This window comes from Caballeronia insecticola (assembly GCF_000402035.1).
Classification (GTDB): domain Bacteria; phylum Pseudomonadota; class Gammaproteobacteria; order Burkholderiales; family Burkholderiaceae; genus Caballeronia; species Caballeronia insecticola.
In genome coordinates this window covers 1779540-1800399 of sequence record NC_021287.1, presented here as the reverse complement: position 1 = coordinate 1800399, position 20860 = coordinate 1779540, and the positions used below count along the sequence as shown (strand labels likewise).

The window sequence follows — 20860 nt, the reverse complement described above, 5'->3', positions numbered from 1 at the left end:
ACGGAAGTTGAAGTGCCTTGCGAATGTTCTTTAAAAACTAACAGCCGATAAGTGTGGGCGCTTGATGGCAAGTGCGGTTGCGGTTCTTCGGAATCGTAGCAATAGCAAAAGTAATCAAGAGTCTCACGCGAAGTATTAAGAGGAAGGTTTATCTGTCTACGGATGGATTAATCATCGTCAGTACGTTGAGTGAGCGACCGGTTGGTAAAACAACCGAAAAACAGTAACAGGTTTGAACTGAAGAGTTTGATCCTGGCTCAGATTGAACGCTGGCGGCATGCCTTACACATGCAAGTCGAACGGCAGCACGGGGGCAACCCTGGTGGCGAGTGGCGAACGGGTGAGTAATACATCGGAACGTGTCCTGTAGTGGGGGATAGCCCGGCGAAAGCCGGATTAATACCGCATACGATCTACGGAAGAAAGCGGGGGATCCTTCGGGACCTCGCGCTATAGGGGCGGCCGATGGCAGATTAGCTAGTTGGTGGGGTAAAGGCCTACCAAGGCGACGATCTGTAGCTGGTCTGAGAGGACGACCAGCCACACTGGGACTGAGACACGGCCCAGACTCCTACGGGAGGCAGCAGTGGGGAATTTTGGACAATGGGGGCAACCCTGATCCAGCAATGCCGCGTGTGTGAAGAAGGCCTTCGGGTTGTAAAGCACTTTTGTCCGGAAAGAAAACCATCGCCCTAATATGGTGGTGGGATGACGGTACCGGAAGAATAAGCACCGGCTAACTACGTGCCAGCAGCCGCGGTAATACGTAGGGTGCGAGCGTTAATCGGAATTACTGGGCGTAAAGCGTGCGCAGGCGGTCTGTTAAGACCGATGTGAAATCCCCGGGCTTAACCTGGGAACTGCATTGGTGACTGGCAGGCTTTGAGTGTGGCAGAGGGGGGTAGAATTCCACGTGTAGCAGTGAAATGCGTAGAGATGTGGAGGAATACCGATGGCGAAGGCAGCCCCCTGGGCCAACACTGACGCTCATGCACGAAAGCGTGGGGAGCAAACAGGATTAGATACCCTGGTAGTCCACGCCCTAAACGATGTCAACTAGTTGTTGGGGATTCATTTCCTTAGTAACGTAGCTAACGCGTGAAGTTGACCGCCTGGGGAGTACGGTCGCAAGATTAAAACTCAAAGGAATTGACGGGGACCCGCACAAGCGGTGGATGATGTGGATTAATTCGATGCAACGCGAAAAACCTTACCTACCCTTGACATGGTCGGAATCCTGCTGAGAGGCGGGAGTGCTCGAAAGAGAACCGGCGCACAGGTGCTGCATGGCTGTCGTCAGCTCGTGTCGTGAGATGTTGGGTTAAGTCCCGCAACGAGCGCAACCCTTGTCCTTAGTTGCTACGCAAGAGCACTCTAAGGAGACTGCCGGTGACAAACCGGAGGAAGGTGGGGATGACGTCAAGTCCTCATGGCCCTTATGGGTAGGGCTTCACACGTCATACAATGGTCGGAACAGAGGGTTGCCAAGCCGCGAGGTGGAGCCAATCCCAGAAAACCGATCGTAGTCCGGATCGCAGTCTGCAACTCGACTGCGTGAAGCTGGAATCGCTAGTAATCGCGGATCAGCATGCCGCGGTGAATACGTTCCCGGGTCTTGTACACACCGCCCGTCACACCATGGGAGTGGGTTTTACCAGAAGTGGCTAGTCTAACCGCAAGGAGGACGGTCACCACGGTAGGATTCATGACTGGGGTGAAGTCGTAACAAGGTAGCCGTATCGGAAGGTGCGGCTGGATCACCTCCTTTCTCGAGCTTCGCACGAAGTTATCTAAGCGCTCACGCTTATCGGCTGTAAGAAAGACAGGCTAAGGGTCTGTAGCTCAGTCGGTTAGAGCACCGTCTTGATAAGGCGGGGGTCGTTGGTTCGAATCCAACCAGACCCACCACCCGAAAAGGCGTGCTGACGGAGTGACCACTCATAGTCAGGCCACGAAGGGGGATTAGCTCAGCTGGGAGAGCACCTGCTTTGCAAGCAGGGGGTCGTCGGTTCGATCCCGTCATCCTCCACCAAGTCCTCAATGCACAGCGTTCCGCGTGAGCGCTGTGCATTGGCGACTGTAGCCAGTTGATGCTGCAAGCATGGAAGTGAGCTTGTCGGCTAAACGTTCTTTAACAATCTGGAAGAAGTAGTAAAGAGAGTGATGAAAGCACTTAGAGATGGGTGTGAGTAAGAACTCAGGGTAGTGATTGTATCAAGTATGAAAAGGTAATCGAAAGATTGCTTTGGAATACGGCACAACGCGAATACTCAGCCTATGACGAGAAGTCGGCCGCAAGCGGAAACGCCCAGGCAGACACACTCGTTATAGGGTCAAGCGAACAAGTGCATGTGGTGGATGCCTTGGCGATCACAGGCGATGAAGGACGCGGTAGCCTGCGAAAAGCTACGGGGAGCTGGCAAACGAGCTTTGATCCGTAGATGTCCGAATGGGGAAACCCGGCCCGAATGGGTCATCCTAGACTGAATACATAGGTCTAGCGAAGCGAACGCGGTGAACTGAAACATCTAAGTAACCGCAGGAACAGAAATCAACCGAGATTCCCAAAGTAGTGGCGAGCGAAATGGGATCAGCCTGTACTCTTTATCTGAATTGTTAGTCGAACGCTCTGGAAAGTGCGGCCATAGCAGGTGATAGCCCTGTAGACGAAAACAGTTTGGAAGAACTAGGTGTACGACAAGTAGGGCGGGACACGTGAAATCCTGTCTGAAGATGGGGGGACCATCCTCCAAGGCTAAATACTCGTGATCGACCGATAGTGAACCAGTACCGTGAGGGAAAGGCGAAAAGAACCCCGGGAGGGGAGTGAAATAGATCCTGAAACCGCATGCATACAAACAGTCGGAGCCTGGAAACGGGTGACGGCGTACCTTTTGTATAATGGGTCAGCGACTTACGTTCAGTAGCGAGCTTAACTGATTAAGGCAGGCGTAGCGAAAGCGAGTCCGAATAGGGCGATCAGTTGCTGGGCGTAGACCCGAAACCAAGTGATCTATCCATGGCCAGGTTGAAGGTGCGGTAACACGTACTGGAGGACCGAACCCACTAACGTTGAAAAGTTAGGGGATGAGCTGTGGATAGGGGTGAAAGGCTAAACAAACTTGGAAATAGCTGGTTCTCTCCGAAAACTATTTAGGTAGTGCCTCGTGTATCACCTTCGGGGGTAGAGCACTGTCATGGTTGTGGGGTCCATTGCGGATTACTACGCCATAGCAAACTCCGAATACCGAAGAGTGCAATCACGGGAGACAGACATCGGGTGCTAACGTCCGGTGTCAAGAGGGAAACAACCCAGACCGCCAGCTAAGGTCCCAAAGATTGGCTAAGTGGGAAACGAAGTGGGAAGGCTAAAACAGTCAGGAGGTTGGCTTAGAAGCAGCCACCCTTTAAAGAAAGCGTAATAGCTCACTGATCGAGTCGTCCTGCGCGGAAGATGTAACGGGGCTCAAGCCAGTCACCGAAGCTGCGGATGCATATTTATATGCATGGTAGGAGAGCGTTCCGTAAGCCTGCGAAGGTGTGTCGAAAGGCATGCTGGAGGTATCGGAAGTGCGAATGCTGACATGAGTAGCGATAAAGGGGGTGAAAAGCCCCCTCGCCGTAAGCCCAAGGTTTCCTACGCAACGTTCATCGGCGTAGGGTGAGTCGGCCCCTAAGGCGAGGCAGAAATGCGTAGCTGATGGGAAGCAGGTCAATATTCCTGCACCATTGTTAGATGCGATGGGGGGACGGATCGCGGAAGGTTGTCCGGGTGTTGGAAGTCCCGGTCGCTGCATTGGAGAAGGTGCTCAGGCAAATCCGGGCACAGGATTCAAGGGTGTGGCGCGAGCTTCTTCGGAAGCGAAGCAATTGGAAGTGGTTCCAAGAAAAGCCTCTAAGCTTCAGTCTAATAATGACCGTACCGCAAACCGACACAGGTGGGCGAGATGAGTATTCTAAGGCGCTTGAGAGAACTCGGGAGAAGGAACTCGGCAAATTGGTACCGTAACTTCGGGATAAGGTACGCCCTTGTAGCTTGACTGGCCTGCGCCAGGAGGGTGAAAGGGTTGCAATAAACTGGTGGCTGCGACTGTTTAATAAAAACACAGCACTCTGCAAACACGAAAGTGGACGTATAGGGTGTGACGCCTGCCCGGTGCCGGAAGATTAAATGATGGGGTGCAAGCTCTTGATTGAAGTCCCGGTAAACGGCGGCCGTAACTATAACGGTCCTAAGGTAGCGAAATTCCTTGTCGGGTAAGTTCCGACCTGCACGAATGGCGTAACGATGGCCACACTGTCTCCTCCCGAGACTCAGCGAAGTTGAAGTGTTTGTGATGATGCAATCTCCCCGCGGCTAGACGGAAAGACCCCATGAACCTTTACTGTAGCTTTGCATTGGACTTTGAACCGATCTGTGTAGGATAGGTGGGAGGCTATGAAACCGGAACGCTAGTTTCGGTGGAGCCGTCCTTGAAATACCACCCTGGTTTGTTTGAGGTTCTAACCTTGGCCCGTGATCCGGGTCGGGGACAGTGCATGGTAGGCAGTTTGACTGGGGCGGTCTCCTCCCAAAGTGTAACGGAGGAGTACGAAGGTACGCTAGGTACGGTCGGAAATCGTGCTGATAGTGCAATGGCATAAGCGTGCTTAACTGCGAGACCGACAAGTCGAGCAGGTGCGAAAGCAGGTCATAGTGATCCGGTGGTTCTGTATGGAAGGGCCATCGCTCAACGGATAAAAGGTACTCTGGGGATAACAGGCTGATACCGCCCAAGAGTTCATATCGACGGCGGTGTTTGGCACCTCGATGTCGGCTCATCTCATCCTGGGGCTGTAGCCGGTCCCAAGGGTATGGCTGTTCGCCATTTAAAGAGGTACGTGAGCTGGGTTTAAAACGTCGTGAGACAGTTTGGTCCCTATCTGCCGTGGGCGTTGGATATTTGAAGGGGGCTGCTCCTAGTACGAGAGGACCGGAGTGGACGAACCTCTGGTGTACCGGTTGTCACGCCAGTGGCATCGCCGGGTAGCTATGTTCGGAAGAGATAACCGCTGAAAGCATCTAAGCGGGAAACTCGCCTTAAGATGAGATATCCCCGGGGCTTCGAGCCCCTTGAAGGGTCGTTCTAGACCAGGACGTTGATAGGTCAGGTGTGTAAGTGCAGTAATGCATTGAGCTAACTGATACTAATTGCCCGTAAGGCTTGATCCTATAACCAGTGTGTTTGCCTCCACTGGCGAGTAACGCGTGTGCGACAATCGCCACCCACATCCTTACTACTTCTTCCCAGATTGGTTGTAGCGCCCATGCGGCGACACAACAACAAGTCATGCCTGATGACCACAGCGAGTTGGTACCACCCCTTCCCATCCCGAACAGGACCGTGAAACGACTCCACGCCGATGATAGTGCGGATCTCCCGTGTGAAAGTAGGTAATCGTCAGGCTCCTCATGCCTCAACTCAAAAACCCCACCCCATAAGGTGGGGTTTTTGCGTTTCAGGCTCGAAATTCTCACGCGCTTTCCTCCCCGCGTATCCATCCTTCCGTGGTTTGCCAGCGCGCCCCCGGCGCACCCAGATGTTTACCCTCCCGCATCGAAATACTGTATAAATATACAGTAAAACCAGAGGCCACCGAATGCTCGAACCCTGAGCAGGCCCCTTGCATCGCGCTGGACGGGGAAAACTCATGGGTGCAGCACTTTCATTGCTCGATGTCGGGCTGACTTCGCATCTGCAGCGGCAGCTCTGGCAGGGCAGCCCGATCAATGATCCGGACTCGGACATCGTATCGAGCGGCTATCGGACGCTTGATCTCGTCTTGCCCGGCGCAGGCTGGATGCCGGGCAGCGTTACCGAATTGCTGATCGAAGAAAGCGGGGTCGGCGAAATCAGACTGCTCGCGCGCGCGCTCCGGGAATTGACGGTGCACAAAGGCCGTTCAGTCATCTTCGTTGCACCGCCGTGGAAGCCTAATCTGACGGCTTTTCGGGCGATGAACATCGCGGTGAACAAGCTGGTGTGGGTCAAAGCGTCCGAGGACCAGACGCTTTGGGCGGCGGAACAATCGCTCAAGCAGGAAGGTATCGGCGCCGTGCTGATCTGGTTGCCTGAGGTACGTCCGGAAGCACTTCGGCGGCTGCAAGTGGCGGCTCAGGAAGCGAAGTCTCTAGCGTTCCTGTTCCGACCGCTCAAGGCAGCCCGGCAATCATCCGCAGCCCCGTTGCGCATGGTTTGCAAGCCGATACTCCCCGCGAATGCGCAGACGATGAATCGCCGCGAGTGGATGCAAGCCGTCATGCTCGAAATCGACATCATCAAGCGGCGTGGTCCCTTGCTGGACAAGCCGTTGCAATTGAGCTTGCCGCTGCAGTTGCCCGCGTTGCCCGAGCATATTCGCCGCGCGCATCTCGGCAGGAAAGCACGAGAGGTCAAACATGTTGTGGATAGCGGTGACATTGCCGCTTTTATCGCTCGAAGCAGTCAGGCCGCCCTCGATGCCCTCGGCATCGGTGAGTTCGATTTCGCTTCGAGCAACATCGACGAATGACGTTCGCATCGACGATATCGAGCAACCATGCTTCGCGCTTGCCGATCACGCGCGCATTCTGATGCCCGATCTCGTCGCGTTCCGGCTCGGCGTGCGTCCCGGCAGCACGCGCTCGCACGCGTTCGCACTCGCGCCGCATCTGACGCTGCTCGCCGTCGATATCCGCGCGGAGCAGAGCGCGCTCGAAGCCGTTGCGCTGGCGCTGCTCGCTTTCACGCCCAAAGTCGTGCTTGCCCACGCGAATACGGTGTTGCTCGAAGTCGGCGCAAGCATGCGGCTGTTCGGCGGATTGCGCGCGTTGCTGTCGAAGGTGACATCGACGGTGAAAGGATGCGGTTTCACCTCGCGCATGGGTTGCGCACCCACTGCCTGGGGCGCGTGGTTGCTGGCGCACGCGCGCACGCGGCGGGTTGCGCGGCGCGTGCGTATCCTGAAAGAGTCGACGCTCGCGCGCGTGCTCGACGAACTGCCGGTATCGCTCGTGCCGTCGGCGCATTCGCACGGCAACGCATTCGAGCAGATCGGCTGCGCGACGCTCGCCGATCTGCGTCAGTTGCCACGCAAGGGCGTCGCGCGCCGCTTCGGACCGGGCATCCTGCAATGGCTCGCGCAGGCATACGGGCAGGCACCCGATCCGCGCGAGGCGTTCTGCGCGCCGGCATCGTTTGAGGCGCGGCTCGAATTGCAGGCTCGCGTGGAAAGCGCTGATGCGCTGTTGTTCGCCGCGCGCCGTCTCGTGCTGCAACTCGCCGGCTGGCTGAGCGCGCATCACGCGGCGGTCAGCGAGTTCTCGTTGCTGCTCGAACATGAGCTGGCCGCGCGCCATGCGCCCAGGACATCGACGTTCAAAATAGCGTGGGCCGTCCCGACGCGCGACGCCGATCACATCCTCTGGCTGCTGCGCGAAAAGCTGAATCAGACGGCGCTCGTGGCGCCCGTGATCGAAATGAAACTACTGGCCGACAAAGTCAGCGAGCATGCGCCGCCGCCCGACACCTTGTTTCCGATGCCGGGCACCGACCGCGAATCGATGGCGCAACTGCTCGAACGCCTGAGCGCGCGGCTTGGCGCGGAAAATGTCGTGCAATTGGTCGCGCGCGACGATCATCGGCCCGAAGCGGCGATGACGGTCGAAGCCTATCAACCCGCGAACGAAGCGAAGCCAAAGCGCGGCAAGAAGCCGACGAGCACGCCGGCAGCACAGACGGACGAGCCGCCCGCACCGATTGAGACCGAACCCGAATCCGGCGAACCGCTCGAGCTTCCCGATTTGGCTGTGCCTTCGCAGCCACGTCCGTCGTGGATACTCGAAACGCCGCAAAAGCTGATGTTGCGCAACGAGCGGCCGTTCTATCGGCGTCCACTGAAACTGATCAGCCGCACGGAGCGCATCGAGGCGGGATGGTGGGACGGCAACGGCGTCCAGCGCGACTATTACGTCGCCGCCGACGATCGCGGCCGCATGTTCTGGCTTTATCGCGAGCGTCTCACCGGCTTCTGGTTTCTGCACGGATTTTTCGGATGATGCCGTCATGGACGATTTGAACGACATCATCGGTTTGGGCGATGGCGACGACCACGAGCAAGCAGCGTTTCAGGGCTCGATGTCGGCCTCGGCGCTCTTGCCCGACTATGCCGAACTGCATTGCCTGAGCAATTTTTCGTTCCTGCGCGGGGCATCGCATCCGCAGGAACTGGCCGCGACGGCGCTCGAGCACGGCTACACCGCGCTCGCGATCACGGACGAATGTTCGCTCGCGGGCGTCGTGCGCGCGCATGCGGCGATCAAGGATATCGAAGCGAAAGCGCAAGCCGCGCTCAAAGCTGCGCGCGATGCCGGCGAGCCGCCGCCGAAGCAGCAGAATCTGAAACTGATCATCGGCAGTGAATTGCATCTCACCGATGCCGACGGCGAGCCATTCTGCACGCTGATCGCACTGGCGACGAATCGCGCGGGTTACGGCAATCTGTCCGAGCTGATCTCGCTCGCGCGCTCGCGTTCGCCCAAGGGCACTTACCGGCTGGGTCCGGAGGATTTCACCGATCCCGCGGCATCGTCCGGTGCGCCGGATGAGACCGACTTACGTGGCGACATCGCGCATCTGAAGCATCTGCCCGACTGCCTGCTGATCCTCGTGCCGCAGCGTTCGGCGACGCTTGCCGACACACTCGACCGTGCGCACTGGCTGGCCGGTTTCGCCGCCGGCCGCGCGTGGCTCGCACTGGAGCTATGGCAAGACGGCAGCGACGACGAGCGCCTCGCCTCGTCGCGCGTGATCGCCGAGGCAAGCGGATTGCCGCTCGTCGCGGCAAGCGGCGCGTTGATGCATGCGCGCTCGCGCAAGCCTTTACAGGACACGCTGACCGCGATCCGCCTCAATCGCCCGCTCGCCGAATGCGGCTATGCGCTCGAAGCGAACGCGGAGCGGCATCTGCGCACGCGCCTGCGTATCGGCGCGTTGTATCCGAAAGAGACGATTGCCGAAACGCTGCAAGTGGCGTCGCGCTGCACGTTTCGGCTCGACGAGTTGCGCTACGAATATCCGGAAGAACTCGTGCCGCCCGGCGAGACGCCCGCCAGCTATTTGCGCAAGCAAGTGATCGCGGGCGCGCTCAAACGCTGGCCGAACGGGCTCGATGCCGAGACGATCGGACTCATCGAGAAAGAACTGGCGCTCGTCGCCGCGCTGGAATACGAGAAGTACTTCCTGACGGTCTACGACATCGTCGCTTTCGCGCGCAGCCAGGGCATTTTGTGTCAGGGACGCGGGTCGGCGGCGAATTCGATCATTTGCTTCTGCCTCCATATCACCGAGCTCGATCCGGTGAGTATGGGCCTGCTGATCGAGCGCTTTATTTCGCAGGCGCGCAACGAGCCGCCGGACATCGATGTCGATTTCGAGCATCAGCGGCGCGAGGAAGTCATCCAGTACATCTACCGGAAGTACGGGCGGCATCGTGCGTCGCTGGCGGCGTCGGTCATCACGTATCACACGCGCAGCGCGCTCAAGGACGTCGGCCGTGCACTCGGGCTGGATGCGTCGCTGATCGAGCGGATCGGCAAGTCGCAGCAATGGTGGGACGGGCCGTCCGCGGTGGCGGGCTATCTCAGGGAAGCGGGCTTCAGCGAGGATTCGCACGTCACGAAGCATCTGATCCGTCTGACGCGCGAGTTGCGCGGCTTTCCGCGGCATCTGTCGCAGCACGTCGGCGGCTTCGTGATCGCGCGGGAGCGCTTGTCGCGGCTCGTGCCGATCGAAAACGCCGCAATGAAGGACCGCTGCGTGATCCAGTGGGACAAGGACGACATCGATCAGCTGAAGCTACTGAAAGTGGACGTGCTCGCGCTCGGCATGCTTTCGGCGATCCGGCGTGCGCTCGAATTCGTCGCGCTGCGCCGCGGCGTGCCGGGCTTCAGCATGGGGCACATTCGCCGCGAGGACCGGGCCGTCTACGAGATGTGCTGCCGTGCGGACACCATCGGCGTGTTTCAGATCGAATCGCGCGCGCAGCAGAGCATGCTGCCGCGTCTGCGTCCCAACAAATACTACGACCTCGTGATCGAAGTGGCGATCGTGCGGCCCGGTCCGATTCAGGGCGGCATGGTGCATCCGTATCTGCGGCGCAAGCAGGGATTGGAAAAGGAAGAGTATCCGAAGGAGGAATTGCGGCCGGTGCTCGGCCGCACGCTCGGCGTCCCGATCTTTCAGGAGCAGGTGATGAAGCTCGCGATGGTCGCGGCAGGCTACACCGCCGAGCAGGCCGACCAGTTGCGCCGCGCGATGGCCGCCTGGCGACGCGGCAGTCATCTCGAGGTGTATCAGGCCGATCTCATGAAGAAGATGCTCGCGCGTGGCTACGAACACGAGTTCGCCGCGCGCGTATGCAAGCAGATCGAGGGCTTCGGCGAATACGGCTTTCCGGAGAGCCATTCCGCAAGCTTTGCGCTGCTCGTCTATATCAGCGCGTGGATCAAGCGTTACGAACCCGCGGCGTTTCTGGCCGGCCTGCTGAATAGTCAGCCGCTCGGGTTCTATTCGCCGTCGCAACTCGTGCAGGATGCACGGCGTCATGGCGTGCCGGTGTTCGCGCCCGATGTTTCGCTGAGCGACTGGGAATCGGTGCTGGAGGAGCGCTGCGGTACCGGCAGGCGCATCGCGTTCGATGCCGGCCGCGAGCGGCGGCGTCAGCAGTTCTACGGTGCGAGCGCATCGACGCAGATCTTTCGCAAGACCATGCGGCGCGGTGCGCGTCGGCTCCGCGCGCGCGTCAAGCTGCCCTCAGCGCAATACGGGACGACGGGGCCGGGCGTGCGCATCGGCCTGCAGTTGATCAAGGGCTTTTCGCAGGCGGCCGCGGAACGGATCATGGCCGCGCGTCGTGAGGCGCCGTTCGTCGATGTCGACGATCTCACGCGCCGCGCCGCGTTGTCGCGCCGCGATCTCGAAGCGCTCGCGGCCGGCAATGCGCTCGCGAGCATCGCAGGGCATCGGCGTCAGGCATGGTGGGAGGTTACGGCCCAACAGCGTGCGCCCGAGTTGCTGCGCGATGCGCCGCTGAGCGAGGCGCCGCTCGCGCTGCCGGAAGCGTCGGAAGGCCGCGAAATCGTCGACGACTACGCGAGCCTCGGGCTCACGCTCAATCGTCATCCGCTCGCGCTTCTGCGCGAAAGACTTTCGCGCATGCGTTTCAAAAGCGCGGCCGAACTGGAAAACATCCGCAACGGGCGCGCCGTGCGGGCGTGCGGCATCGTGACGGTGCGCCAGCGGCCGGGTACGGCGAACGGCACGATCTTTATCTCGATAGAAGACGAGACCGGCTCGATCAACGTGATCGTCTGGCCCGGGCTGGTCGAGAAGCAACGCAAGGTGCTTTTGGGGTCGTCGCTGCTCGGCGTTCACGGCGTCTGGCAGAAGGACGGCGACGTGCGGCATCTGGTGGCGCATCGGCTCGAAGATCACAGCGCGCTGCTCGGCCGCCTCGCCGCGCCGAGCCGCGATTTTCACTGAGACGAGACGTCCGGATAGTTCGAGAGCAACCCGGCGATCGCCTGGTCGAACGGCGTGCGCCGGCCGATGCCGAGCGCTTCCAGCCGGCCGGAATCCAGATGGCAGTCACGCGGACGTGGCGTCGAGTCCGTCGGCGTGATTTGCGCGACGAGCTTCGCGTCCACCTTCAGAACGCGCGCGATGCGTCGGGCGATGTCGAACTTCGTCATCGGCTCGTCGCCGGACCATTGCGCGATGCCGGAAATCGTCGCACCGCGCGCGTGATGTTCGAGCATGCCGCGAATGACCACGGCGACGTCGGGCGTGAAGGTCGGATAGCGCGTTGCCCAGGCGTCCATCGATGCGCGCGGGTTCGCCGAATTCGCCGACGCGACGATCGCGGGCGTGAGGCTCGTCACTGCCGATTCGTTCCAGTCGGTGAATGGCCCGTACAACAACGGCAGGCGCAGCACGCATGACGCGGGATCTGCCGCGAGCAACGTGCGTTCGCCTTCCAGCTTGCTGCGGCCGTAGGCGTTGAGCGGCGCGGGGGCGTCGTCGGGGTAATAGGGCGGCGAAGCGCCGTCGAACACATAGTCGGTCGATATCGACAGAACCCATGCGCCGAGCGTGCGCGCCTCTTCGGCGATTACGCGCAAGGCGTCGACGTTCAGCGCGCGAGCCAACGACGGATCGTTTTCGCAGATGTCCGGACGCCGCTCCGCCGCCGCGACGACGATGGCATCGGGCGCAAGCTCGCGCAAAAAGCCGCGCACCGCTTCGTGGTCGAGCAGGTCGAGCTTTGCACTCTGCGCATCGACGCGATTTCGGGCGGTGCGCACGACACGCCATGTTTGCGCGCTTTCCGCACGCGCCAGTTCGGCGGCGACGGCCCGCCCCAAAAGCCCCGACGCGCCGATCAGCGCGACGGTAAAGCGTTCGCCCGCCTTCATGCGGACTTGACGGCGACGACCGTATAGCCGGCTTCGTCGATAGCATCTTTCAGCGCATCGTTCGATTGCGCCGAGTCGACCGCGACCCGGCCGCGCTCCAGATCCACGCGAACCTGCGCTTGCGGATCGATTTCCTGGATCGAGCGCGTCACGGCCGCGACGCAGTGCTGGCAACTCATGCCCTGAACTTCGAATTCGGTCATTGCGGGATTCCTCTTGAAAAGGCCTGGTTCAACGACATCGTATACCTTGCCATCGTGGGAAGGTGTAGAGTGAAGTCACATTTTTCGGAGCAGAGCATGAACATCGGTGAAGCGGCGCGTGCTTCGGGCGTGACGGCGAAGATGATCCGTTATTACGAGAGCGTCGGATTGCTCAATCCGGTCGGGCGGACGTCGTCGGGATATCGCGTGTACGGCGCGCAGGAAGTCCATGCTTTGCGTTTCGTGCGGCAGGCGCGCCGGCTGGGTTTTCTCGTCGAGGATATTCGCCAGCTGCTCGCGCTGTGGCAGGACCGCTCGCGTGCGAGCGCCGAGGTCAAGTCGATTGCGCTGGAACACGTCGCGGAACTGGATCGGCGCATCGCCGAGCTGACGGACATGCGCGACACGCTTGCGCATCTCGCGCGTCACTGTCACGGCGACGAACGCCCCGATTGCCCGATTCTGGACAAGCTGGCGCAGTGATGCACCGTTGTGGTGCTTAGACCACGAGAGCAGATTCTGCGAATGACGGAAATCGTCCGATAAAACAGCAACTTGAAGCAAGCATCACGCCCGCACCATTGCGAAACGGCATGCACAGTATTCAAGCATTTCACTACCATCTTCGGCCGTTCTCCCCTATAATCCGGGTATTCCCTAATTCGGGTAATCCCTGACCCGAAATGCCAGGGATCTTTTGAAGACCTTGGAGCACATCATGTTTGCATACATCATCGAAAAGCTGAGCATTTGGTTTGAAGCGGCCGAGCAACGTCGTCGTGAAGCGTATCTGGCGCAATCGACCGACATCGTCCAGCTCGAACAGCGCATCCGCTCGCTCGAATCGAACGGCTATAACGCGTAAGCGTTTCGTCGCAGGCGCCAGGCGCGCCGAAGTGAAAGTTGAAAAGCCCCGCATCGCGGGGCTTTTGCTTTCCTGCTGCTTCCAATTGCTCTGGCTGCCGCGCTACTGCTTGCGCGGATGCTGCTCGAGCCATTGCTTCATAAACGCGATTTCTTTGTCCTGCGCCGCGACGATGTCCTTCGCCAGTTTGCGCAGCTTCGCGTCCTTGCCATACTTCAGCTCGACCTTCGCCATTTCCACCGCGCCCTGATGGTGCGGAATCATATGCGCGACGAAATCGCGGTCGGCATCGCCCGTGTATTCGATACCCGACATCCCGGACATCATCTTTTGATCGGCTGCCTGATAGGCCGCGGTCGACGAGACATCCGTCGGCTTCGGCGCGTGCCGTTCCATGTTCATGCCGGGCATGGCGTCGCTTGCGGACGACGCGGTCTGCGCGATCGCGCCAGCGCTACAAAAAGCAGTGAGGATGGCAAGCGCGATTCTTCTTGATTTCATCGTATCTCCTTGAGAAAGGGCGGTTGCAGAACGAATCCGAACAGGAACGCCTAGCCTAAAGCTTGCCACCGGGGTAAGGTAAAGCGGTTTCGTCTACACAAAAGAGCGAGCGATGCGCAACTCAAACAGCGGCTCGATGAACGTGCGCGTGGTGCGTCTCGTGTGCGTGTGCGTCGCGCTGGCCATCGGCGTGTGCTGCGTCGAAGCGGCACTCGCCAAGCCGGGCGGCGAACCCCTCGTGCTCGACACGCAAACCGGCATTCACAGCGGCGTGAGCGGCACCGTGCTCCAGAGCGGACAGTTGGGCGGTCCCGGCATGGTTCCGATGGCGACCTTGCCCGAACTCCCGCAGCAGGCAGAGCCGCCGATCATCGTTTCGCCGTACGTCGAATTCCCGGCGGGGCAGAACAGCGTGCCCGTGCAGCCGGGCGGCGGCCGGCCGCGTGTGCCGCGAGCGGCCTATCCATGATTGTGATTGCCGATGCGCATCACGCTGCGCGATGTTCAAGCTTGAACGAGGCATCATCGTCCTCGCCGAGGGCGTCGACGAGATAGGGCAGCGACTCCTTCAAGTCTTTCGCGAGCGTGTACGGCGGATTCAGCACGAACATGCCGCTGCCGAACAACCCGAATCCATCCTCCGGGGGTTTTCTCACGGTCAGGCTCACATTGAGCCAGCCGTTCGGCTGAATGGCCTTCAACTGATCCGCGAAACGCTGCGACTCCATGCGCGTGACGAGCGGATACCAGACGGCGTAGGTGCCGGTCGCAAAACGCTTGAGGCACTCTTGCAGACACGTGAGCGTGCGGGCGTAGTCGCGCTTGTCTTCGTATGACGGGTCGATCAGCACGAGCGCCCGGCGCGGCGGCGGCGGCACGATCGCCTTGATGCCGTCGAAGCCGTCGCCGTCGTAAATCATCGCGCGGCGGCCGGCATCGCGAAAGTTATGGCGCAGCACGTCGATTTCGGTGCTGTGCAGTTCGAACAGCCGCATGCGGTCCTGTTCTCGCATCGTGCGCCAGGCGAGATAGGGCGAGCCGGGATAGAAGCGCAGATCGCCTTCGGGATTGAGCGCCTTCACTTCATCGACGTAATCCGCGAGCAGGGGCGGCAGATCGTCCTGATTCCAGAGCCGTCCGATGCCCGTGTCGAACTCGGCGTTCCTCGTCGCGAAGCCTTCGGTGAGCGAGTAGACCCCGGCGCCGGCGTGGGTGTCGATGTACCAATACGATTTGTCCTTCAGGCCGAGATAGCGAAGCATTTGCACGACGACTGCGTGCTTCAGCACATCGGCGTGATTGCCCGCATGAAAAGCGTGACGATAACTGAGCATGACGAGAAGCCCTTGCGGGCGTGAAAAGCGGAACGAAAACGGGCGCAAGGCGCGACGGGACCTGCGCGAAGGGCGACCATTGTAGCCGAGCCCACCCGACGCGCTTTCATAGTGCGCAGCCTTCGCCGCAGCGCACTGCGTCCTTCATGCACAATAACCGCTCCCGGACCTTTGTGAACAGTCGGCCGAACGGCCTAGGCATTCTGATCTTCCGTACGCATTTTCCTATGCCGAATGGCCAGCTTGAATGCCGTGCCGCTGGATGTTGTCATTACCCAATGTCATCCCACTGGATAGGAGGTTCGCATGTCATCAAACGGTAAGCTCGACGGCAAGACCGCGGTCGTGACCGGCGCGGCGAGCGGCATCGGCCGGGCGATCGCGCATACGCTCGCCGAAGCGGGCGCGGCGGTCGCCATCGCCGACCTGAATCAGGCGGGTGCAGACGCGGTGGCCGGGGAAATCCGCGGCAAGGGCGGCAAGGCCATCGGTATCGCCATGGACGTGACGAACGAAGATGCGGTCAATCAGGGCGTCGACCGGGCGGCGTCGGAACTCGGTTCGGTGGACATTCTCGTGTCGAACGCGGGCATCCAGATCGTCAATCCGATCGAAAACTATGCGTATGCCGACTGGAAAAAAATGATGGCGATCCATGTCGACGGCGCGTTTCTCACAACCAAGGCGGCGCTGAAGCACATGTACAAAGACGATCGCGGCGGCGTCGTGATCTACATGGGCTCGGTGCATTCGCACGAGGCGTCGCCGCTGAAATCCGCCTATGTCACGGCGAAGCACGGCCTGCTCGGACTTGCGCGCGTGCTGGCGAAGGAAGGCGCGGCGCATAACGTGCGCTCGCATGTGGTCTGTCCGGGTTTCGTGCGCACGCCGCTCGTCGACAAGCAGATTCCCGAGCAGGCCAAAGAGCTGAAGATCAGCGAGGAAGAGGTCGTCAGGCGCGTGATGCTCGGCGGCACGGTCGATGGCGTGTTCACTACCGTCGAGGACGTCGCGCAGACCGTGCTCTTTCTGTCCGCATTCGAGACGGCGGCGCTGACCGGTCAGTCGTTCGTCGTCAGTCACGGCTGGTTCATGCAGTAAAGGGAGAACACGCGGGATGTCGGAAATCGAGAACAACGAAGCGGGGCAATCGGGGCGAGCGGCGCGCGCGGGCAAGCGGAAAAAGGAAGCTGAAGCGTCCGCATCGGGCGCGAGCATCCAGTTGCCGCCCTACGAGACGATCGCGCTGATGCTCCAGGGCGGTGGCGCGCTTGGCGCGTATCAGGCCGGCGTCTATCAGGGGCTGCATGAGGCGAATATTCATCCGAACTGGATCGCCGGCATTTCCATCGGCGCGCTCAATACCGCGATCATCGCGGGTAATGCGCCGGAGCATCGCGTAACGCGTCTGCTTGAATTCTGGGAGACGATCTGCCAGCCCGCGTACGGCTTTCCGCTGCCCGCGTTCGTCGAGCGCGCGCTGTTCGATTCAGCCGACGAGGTGCGCAAAGCCTTCACGGCGATGCAGGCTTTCGGCGCGCTGGTGGAGGGGCAGAAGGGCTTTTTCGTGCCGCGCTTTCCGCCGCCGTCGCCGATCGAATCGACTTCGCCGCAGACCGCCAGCTATTACGACACCACGCCGCTCAAGGCGACGCTCGAGCGTCTGTGCGACTTCGATCGCATCAATTCGGGTGAAACGCGCGTGTCGGTCGGCGCGGTGAACGTCGCGACCGGCAACTTCGCATATTTCGACAACACGCAGATCCGCCTGCGCGCCGAGCATTTCATCGCGTCCGGGGCGCTGCCGCCGGGCTTTGCCGCGGTCGAAATCGACGGCCAGTTCTACTGGGATGGCGGCCTCATGTCGAACACGCCACTCTACGAGGTTGCGCAGGCGACGCCACGCCGCGACACGCTCGCTTTCCAGGTCGATCTCTGGAGCGCGCGCGGGCCCGTGCCGGACAGCATCGTCGATGTCATGGGCCGCGTGAAGGACGTGCAGTTCTCGAGCCGCACGCGCCTGGTCACCGATCAGATGCAGCGCGCGCAACGCGCCCGGAACGTGCTGCAACATGTGCTCGACCTCGTGCCCGAAGACGTCCGCAAGAGCAACGAATGGTGCAGGCTTGCCGAGGAGCTGGCGTGCTCGAAGCGCTACAACATCGTGCATCTGATCTATCGCCACAAGGAATACGAAGGCCACTACAAGGACTATCAATTTGGCTTTTCGACGATGCGCGAACACTGGGAAAGCGGCCTTACCGACATCCGCCGCACACTCGCGCACCGCGACTGGCTCGACATGCCAAACGGTGAATCTCGCTTCATTACGCACGATATCCATCGCGGCGAGTGAAGGTAGCGCCAAGTAACGGCCCGTCCGGGCGCGCATTTGTGTCTCTTTGTATAATCCGGCACGCATTCCGGCGCCCTGGCTGACATCGCCGGGCGCCATGACTTTTCCCGGTTACAAATGAACTCGATCGCGGTCTGCTTCGTGTGTCTAGGCAACATCTGCCGCTCGCCCAGCGCGGAAGCGGTGATGCGCGACCGTGTCGAGCGAGCAAAGCTCGCGGACCGGATCTTGATCGATTCCGCCGGCACCGGCGACTGGCACATCGGCGCGCCGCCCGACGAGCGCGCGCAGAAAGCGGCGAAAAAGCGCGGCTACGACCTTTCGACGCTCCGCGGGCGGCAGGTCGCCGCGGCGGACTTCGCGCGCTTCGACCTGTTTATCGTCATGGACGATGCCAACGCCGCGGCGCTTACGGCCGTCTGTCCGCCCGAGTATCGCGACAAGATTCGCCTGCTGATGGAGTTCGCCACCCGCGACGACGAGCGCGTCGTGGTCGATCCCTATTTCGGCGGTGAAGAAGGTTTCGAAAAAGTGCTCGATCAGTGCGAGGACGCCTGCGAAGGCCTGCTGAAAGCCTTGCGCGCCCAATTGTCCGCCTGAGAGCGCGTCTGTTCGCATACCGGACGTCTTGCGAAAAAGCACGTTAAAAGCCTACTTATCTCGCCCCGGATACTTGACTAAAACTGTGGGATATTTATACTTGACGAAAATCATCGAGTATTAGCGGTAGCCCCCAATTATGAGACTCACCACGAAAGGCCGTTTCGCCGTCACGGCGATGATCGACCTGGCATTGCGCCAGGAGCAGGGCCCGGTGACGCTGGCAGGCATCAGCCAGCGCCAGCGCATCTCGCTTTCCTATCTCGAACAGCTCTTCGGCAAGCTGCGGCGCCATGAGATCGTCGAGTCGGTGCGCGGGCCGGGCGGTGGCTATAACCTCGCGCGCCGCGCGGAGAACGTCACGGTAGCGGACATCATCATCGCGGTCGACGAGCCGATCGACGCCACGCAATGCGGCGGCAAGGGCACGTGCGAAGGCACGAAGCAGCACGACGGCCACTGCATGACGCACGAGTTGTGGGCGACGCTCAATCAGAAGATGGTCGAGTATCTGGATTCCGTTTCGTTGAAGGATCTGGTCGACCAGCAGCGCGCACGCGAAGGCTCGTCGGCGGTGCTGCGCGACCGGCGGACCGAATCGGCCGGCGTCGAGGCCACGCGCGTCGTGCCCAAGGGTCCGAATTCCATTTTCAATCTGGCCGGATGACCTGTGCCGCCGCGCGGCATGAGCCGTGCGCGCATGGAGAGTGTCCCAGCTGGAAGCTTTGACCGATTTTCCCGGAGCGACTGATGAATAACGATATTCCCCACCTGCCCATTTACATGGACTACAGCGCGACGACGCCCATCGATCCGCGCGTGGTGGACAAGATGATCCCGTATCTTCGCGAGCAGTTCGGCAATCCGGCGTCGCGCAGCCACCAGTACGGCTGGGATGCGGAGCGTGCGGTCGAGGAAGCGCGCGAGAACGTCGCGGCGCTCGTGAACTGCGATCCGCGCGAAATCATCTGGACGTCGGGCGCGACGGAATCGGACAACCTCGCCATCAAGGGCGCGGCGCATTTCTATAAGAGTAAGGGCAAGCATCTCATCACGGTGAAGACCGAGCACAAGGCCGTGCTCGACACCATGCGCGAACTCGAACGCGAAGGCTTCGAGGTGACGTATCTGGATGTGAAGCCGGACGGTCTCATCGATCTCGACAAGCTCAAGGCCGCGATCCGCCCGGACACCATTCTCGTTTCCGTGATGAACGTGAACAACGAGATCGGCGTGATTCAGGACGTCGCGGCGATCGGCGAGATCACGCGCGAGAAGGGCATCATTTTCCACGTCGATGCGGCGCAGGCTACCGGCAAGGTCACCATCGATCTGCAGAAGCTGAAGGTCGACCTGATGTCGTTCTCGGCGCACAAGACGTACGGCCCGAAGGGCATCGGCGCGCTGTATGTGCGACGCAAGCCGCGTGTGCGCATCGAAGCGCAGATGCACGGCGGCGGCCACGAGCGCGGCATGCGTTCGGGCACGCTCGCGACGCATCAGATCGTCGGCATGGGCGAGGCGTTCCGCATCGCGCGCGAAGAAATGGCGACCGAGAACGAGCGCATCCGCATGCTGCGCGACCGGCTGCTGAAGGGCCTGCGGGACATGGAAGAAACGTATGTCAACGGCGACATGGAACAGCGCGTGCCGCACAACCTCAACATCAGCTTCAATTTCGTCGAAGGCGAGTCGCTGATCATGGCGGTGAAGGATGTCGCGGTGTCGTCGGGTTCGGCGTGCACGTCGGCGTCGCTGGAGCCGTCGTATGTGCTGCGCGCGCTCGGCCGCAACGATGAACTCGCGCACAGCTCGATCCGCTTCACGGTCGGCCGCTTTACCACCGAGCAGGACGTCGATTACGTGATCAACCTGCTGAAGAACAAGATCGCAAAGCTGCGCGATCTGTCTCCGCTCTGGGAAATGCACAAGGACGGCATCGACATTTCGTCCATCCAGTGGGCCGCGCACTGAGCGACCACCGAGCGACACGCGTCACCGAATATTAGGAGAATTTGAATCATGGCTTATAGCGACAAGGTTCTGGACCACTACGAAAACCCGCGCAACGTCGGTTCGTTCGCCAAGGACGACGACACGGTCGGCACCGGCATGGTCGGCGCGCCGGCTTGCGGCGACGTGATGAAGCTGCAGATTCGCGTCGGCGCTGACGGTGTTATCGAAGATGCGAAGTTCAAGACGTACGGCTGCGGCTCGGCCATCGCGTCGAGTTCGCTCGTTACCGAATGGGTGAAGGGCAAGACGCTGGATCAGGCACTCACGATCAAAAACACGCACATCGCCGAGGAATTGGCGCTGCCGCCGGTGAAGATCCACTGCTCGATTCTCGCGGAAGACGCGATCAAGGCAGCGGTCGCGGACTACAAGCAGCGTCACGGCGTCGCGGCGCCGGAAGCGCAGGCGACCGAAGCGAAACAGCACGCAGCCTAAATGATGAATGCGAGCGTCGTGCGGGTGCATGGCGCTCCAGCAAGCCGACGAAATACG

General features: G+C 60.5%; 16 protein-coding genes, 2 tRNA genes and 3 rRNA genes. 17 read left to right on the top strand and 4 right to left on the bottom strand.

Features of this window, described 5'->3' with window-relative positions; genetic code table 11:
• Positions 1 to 234 precede the first annotated feature (234 nt).
• From BRPE64_RS08265 to BRPE64_RS08235, 8 genes are all read left to right on the top strand, one after another.
• Positions 235 to 1768, top strand: a 16S ribosomal RNA gene (locus BRPE64_RS08265).
• A gap of 63 nt (positions 1769 to 1831) precedes the next feature.
• Positions 1832 to 1908, top strand: a tRNA-Ile gene (locus tag BRPE64_RS31860).
• Positions 1909 to 1956: 48 nt separating this feature from the next.
• Positions 1957 to 2032, top strand: a tRNA-Ala gene (locus tag BRPE64_RS08260).
• Between the two features lie 299 nt (positions 2033 to 2331).
• Positions 2332 to 5212: ribosomal RNA gene (locus BRPE64_RS08255) — 23S ribosomal RNA — on the top strand.
• A gap of 121 nt (positions 5213 to 5333) precedes the next feature.
• Positions 5334 to 5447 (top strand): 5S ribosomal RNA (gene rrf, locus BRPE64_RS08250).
• The 16S, 23S and 5S rRNA genes sit together here with 2 tRNA genes alongside, the layout of an rRNA operon.
• A gap of 244 nt (positions 5448 to 5691) precedes the next feature.
• Entirely contained in the window at positions 5692 to 6552 is an 861-nt protein-coding gene (gene imuA, locus BRPE64_RS08245) for a translesion DNA synthesis-associated protein ImuA (protein ID WP_016345624.1), read from the top strand.
• Positions 6500 to 8077, top strand: coding sequence for a Y-family DNA polymerase (locus BRPE64_RS08240; protein ID WP_232519170.1), 1578 nt, complete (start codon positions 6500 to 6502; stop codon positions 8075 to 8077). The genes imuA and BRPE64_RS08240 overlap by 53 nt, the downstream gene beginning before the upstream one ends.
• A 7-nt stretch (positions 8078 to 8084) precedes the next feature.
• Positions 8085 to 11561, top strand: a complete 3477-nt coding sequence (locus BRPE64_RS08235; RefSeq protein ID WP_016345622.1) for an error-prone DNA polymerase — start codon at positions 8085 to 8087, stop codon at positions 11559 to 11561.
• On the opposite strand, the gene BRPE64_RS08230 is transcribed toward BRPE64_RS08235, so the two are convergent.
• Together BRPE64_RS08230 and BRPE64_RS08225 are read right to left on the bottom strand one after the other, a co-directional pair.
• The gene (locus BRPE64_RS08230; RefSeq protein ID WP_016345621.1) at positions 11555 to 12493 is read right to left on the bottom strand and encodes a dTDP-4-dehydrorhamnose reductase family protein; all 939 of its coding nucleotides are present in this window, start codon (positions 12491 to 12493) and stop codon (positions 11555 to 11557) included. The genes BRPE64_RS08235 and BRPE64_RS08230 overlap by 7 nt on opposite strands.
• Positions 12490 to 12696 (bottom strand): heavy-metal-associated domain-containing protein, encoded by a 207-nt coding sequence (locus tag BRPE64_RS08225; protein WP_016345620.1) that lies wholly within the window; start codon positions 12694 to 12696, stop codon positions 12490 to 12492. Before BRPE64_RS08225 ends, BRPE64_RS08230 begins: the two co-directional genes overlap by 4 nt.
• 96 nt (positions 12697 to 12792) lie before the next feature.
• Here BRPE64_RS08225 and cueR point away from each other — a divergent pair, with 96 nt between their 5' ends.
• Together cueR and BRPE64_RS32265 are read left to right on the top strand one after the other, a co-directional pair.
• Positions 12793 to 13179 carry a Cu(I)-responsive transcriptional regulator gene (gene cueR / locus BRPE64_RS08220; protein WP_016345619.1) on the top strand — a complete coding sequence of 129 codons (387 nt, stop codon included), beginning with the start codon at positions 12793 to 12795 and terminating at the stop codon, positions 13177 to 13179.
• A 235-nt stretch (positions 13180 to 13414) separates the two neighbouring features.
• Positions 13415 to 13561, top strand: coding sequence for a DUF3563 family protein (locus BRPE64_RS32265; protein ID WP_084675727.1), 147 nt, complete (start codon positions 13415 to 13417; stop codon positions 13559 to 13561).
• A gap of 102 nt (positions 13562 to 13663) precedes the next feature.
• Here BRPE64_RS32265 and copM read toward each other — a convergent pair whose 3' ends face one another.
• Positions 13664 to 14062, bottom strand: a complete 399-nt coding sequence (copM, locus tag BRPE64_RS08215; RefSeq protein WP_016345617.1) for a CopM family metallochaperone — start codon at positions 14060 to 14062, stop codon at positions 13664 to 13666.
• 112 nt (positions 14063 to 14174) lie between these two features.
• On the opposite strand from copM, the gene BRPE64_RS08210 reads away from it, so the two are divergent.
• Positions 14175 to 14531: a hypothetical protein gene (locus tag BRPE64_RS08210; protein ID WP_016345616.1), complete on the top strand. Its 357-nt coding sequence runs from the start codon at positions 14175 to 14177 to the stop codon at positions 14529 to 14531.
• 19 nt (positions 14532 to 14550) lie between these two features.
• Here BRPE64_RS08210 and BRPE64_RS08205 read toward each other — a convergent pair whose 3' ends face one another.
• Positions 14551 to 15396 carry a 23S rRNA (adenine(2030)-N(6))-methyltransferase RlmJ gene (locus BRPE64_RS08205; RefSeq protein WP_044041395.1) on the bottom strand — a complete coding sequence of 282 codons (846 nt, stop codon included), beginning with the start codon at positions 15394 to 15396 and terminating at the stop codon, positions 14551 to 14553.
• Between the two features lie 306 nt (positions 15397 to 15702).
• Between BRPE64_RS08205 and BRPE64_RS08200 the strand changes: the two genes are divergently transcribed.
• The 6 genes from BRPE64_RS08200 to iscU all read left to right on the top strand — a co-directional run bounded on the left by BRPE64_RS08200 (position 15703) and on the right by iscU (position 20803).
• On the top strand, positions 15703 to 16497 hold the full coding sequence (locus BRPE64_RS08200; protein ID WP_016345614.1) for a 3-hydroxybutyrate dehydrogenase: 795 nt from the start codon (positions 15703 to 15705) through the stop codon (positions 16495 to 16497).
• A gap of 16 nt (positions 16498 to 16513) precedes the next feature.
• Complete coding sequence (locus BRPE64_RS08195) at positions 16514 to 17752, top strand: DUF3734 domain-containing protein (RefSeq protein WP_016345613.1); 1239 nt, start codon at positions 16514 to 16516, stop codon at positions 17750 to 17752.
• 117 nt (positions 17753 to 17869) lie between these two features.
• Positions 17870 to 18352 carry a low molecular weight protein-tyrosine-phosphatase gene (locus BRPE64_RS08190; RefSeq protein WP_016345612.1) on the top strand — a complete coding sequence of 161 codons (483 nt, stop codon included), beginning with the start codon at positions 17870 to 17872 and terminating at the stop codon, positions 18350 to 18352.
• 139 nt (positions 18353 to 18491) lie between these two features.
• Positions 18492 to 19019, top strand: coding sequence for a Fe-S cluster assembly transcriptional regulator IscR (gene iscR, locus BRPE64_RS08185; RefSeq protein ID WP_016345611.1), 528 nt, complete (start codon positions 18492 to 18494; stop codon positions 19017 to 19019).
• 83 nt (positions 19020 to 19102) lie between these two features.
• Positions 19103 to 20326, top strand: coding sequence for an IscS subfamily cysteine desulfurase (locus BRPE64_RS08180; RefSeq protein WP_016345610.1), 1224 nt, complete (start codon positions 19103 to 19105; stop codon positions 20324 to 20326).
• A 48-nt stretch (positions 20327 to 20374) separates the two neighbouring features.
• The gene (iscU, locus tag BRPE64_RS08175) at positions 20375 to 20803 is read left to right on the top strand and encodes a Fe-S cluster assembly scaffold IscU (protein ID WP_016345609.1); all 429 of its coding nucleotides are present in this window, start codon (positions 20375 to 20377) and stop codon (positions 20801 to 20803) included.
• The last annotated feature ends 57 nt before the right edge of the window (positions 20804 to 20860 follow it).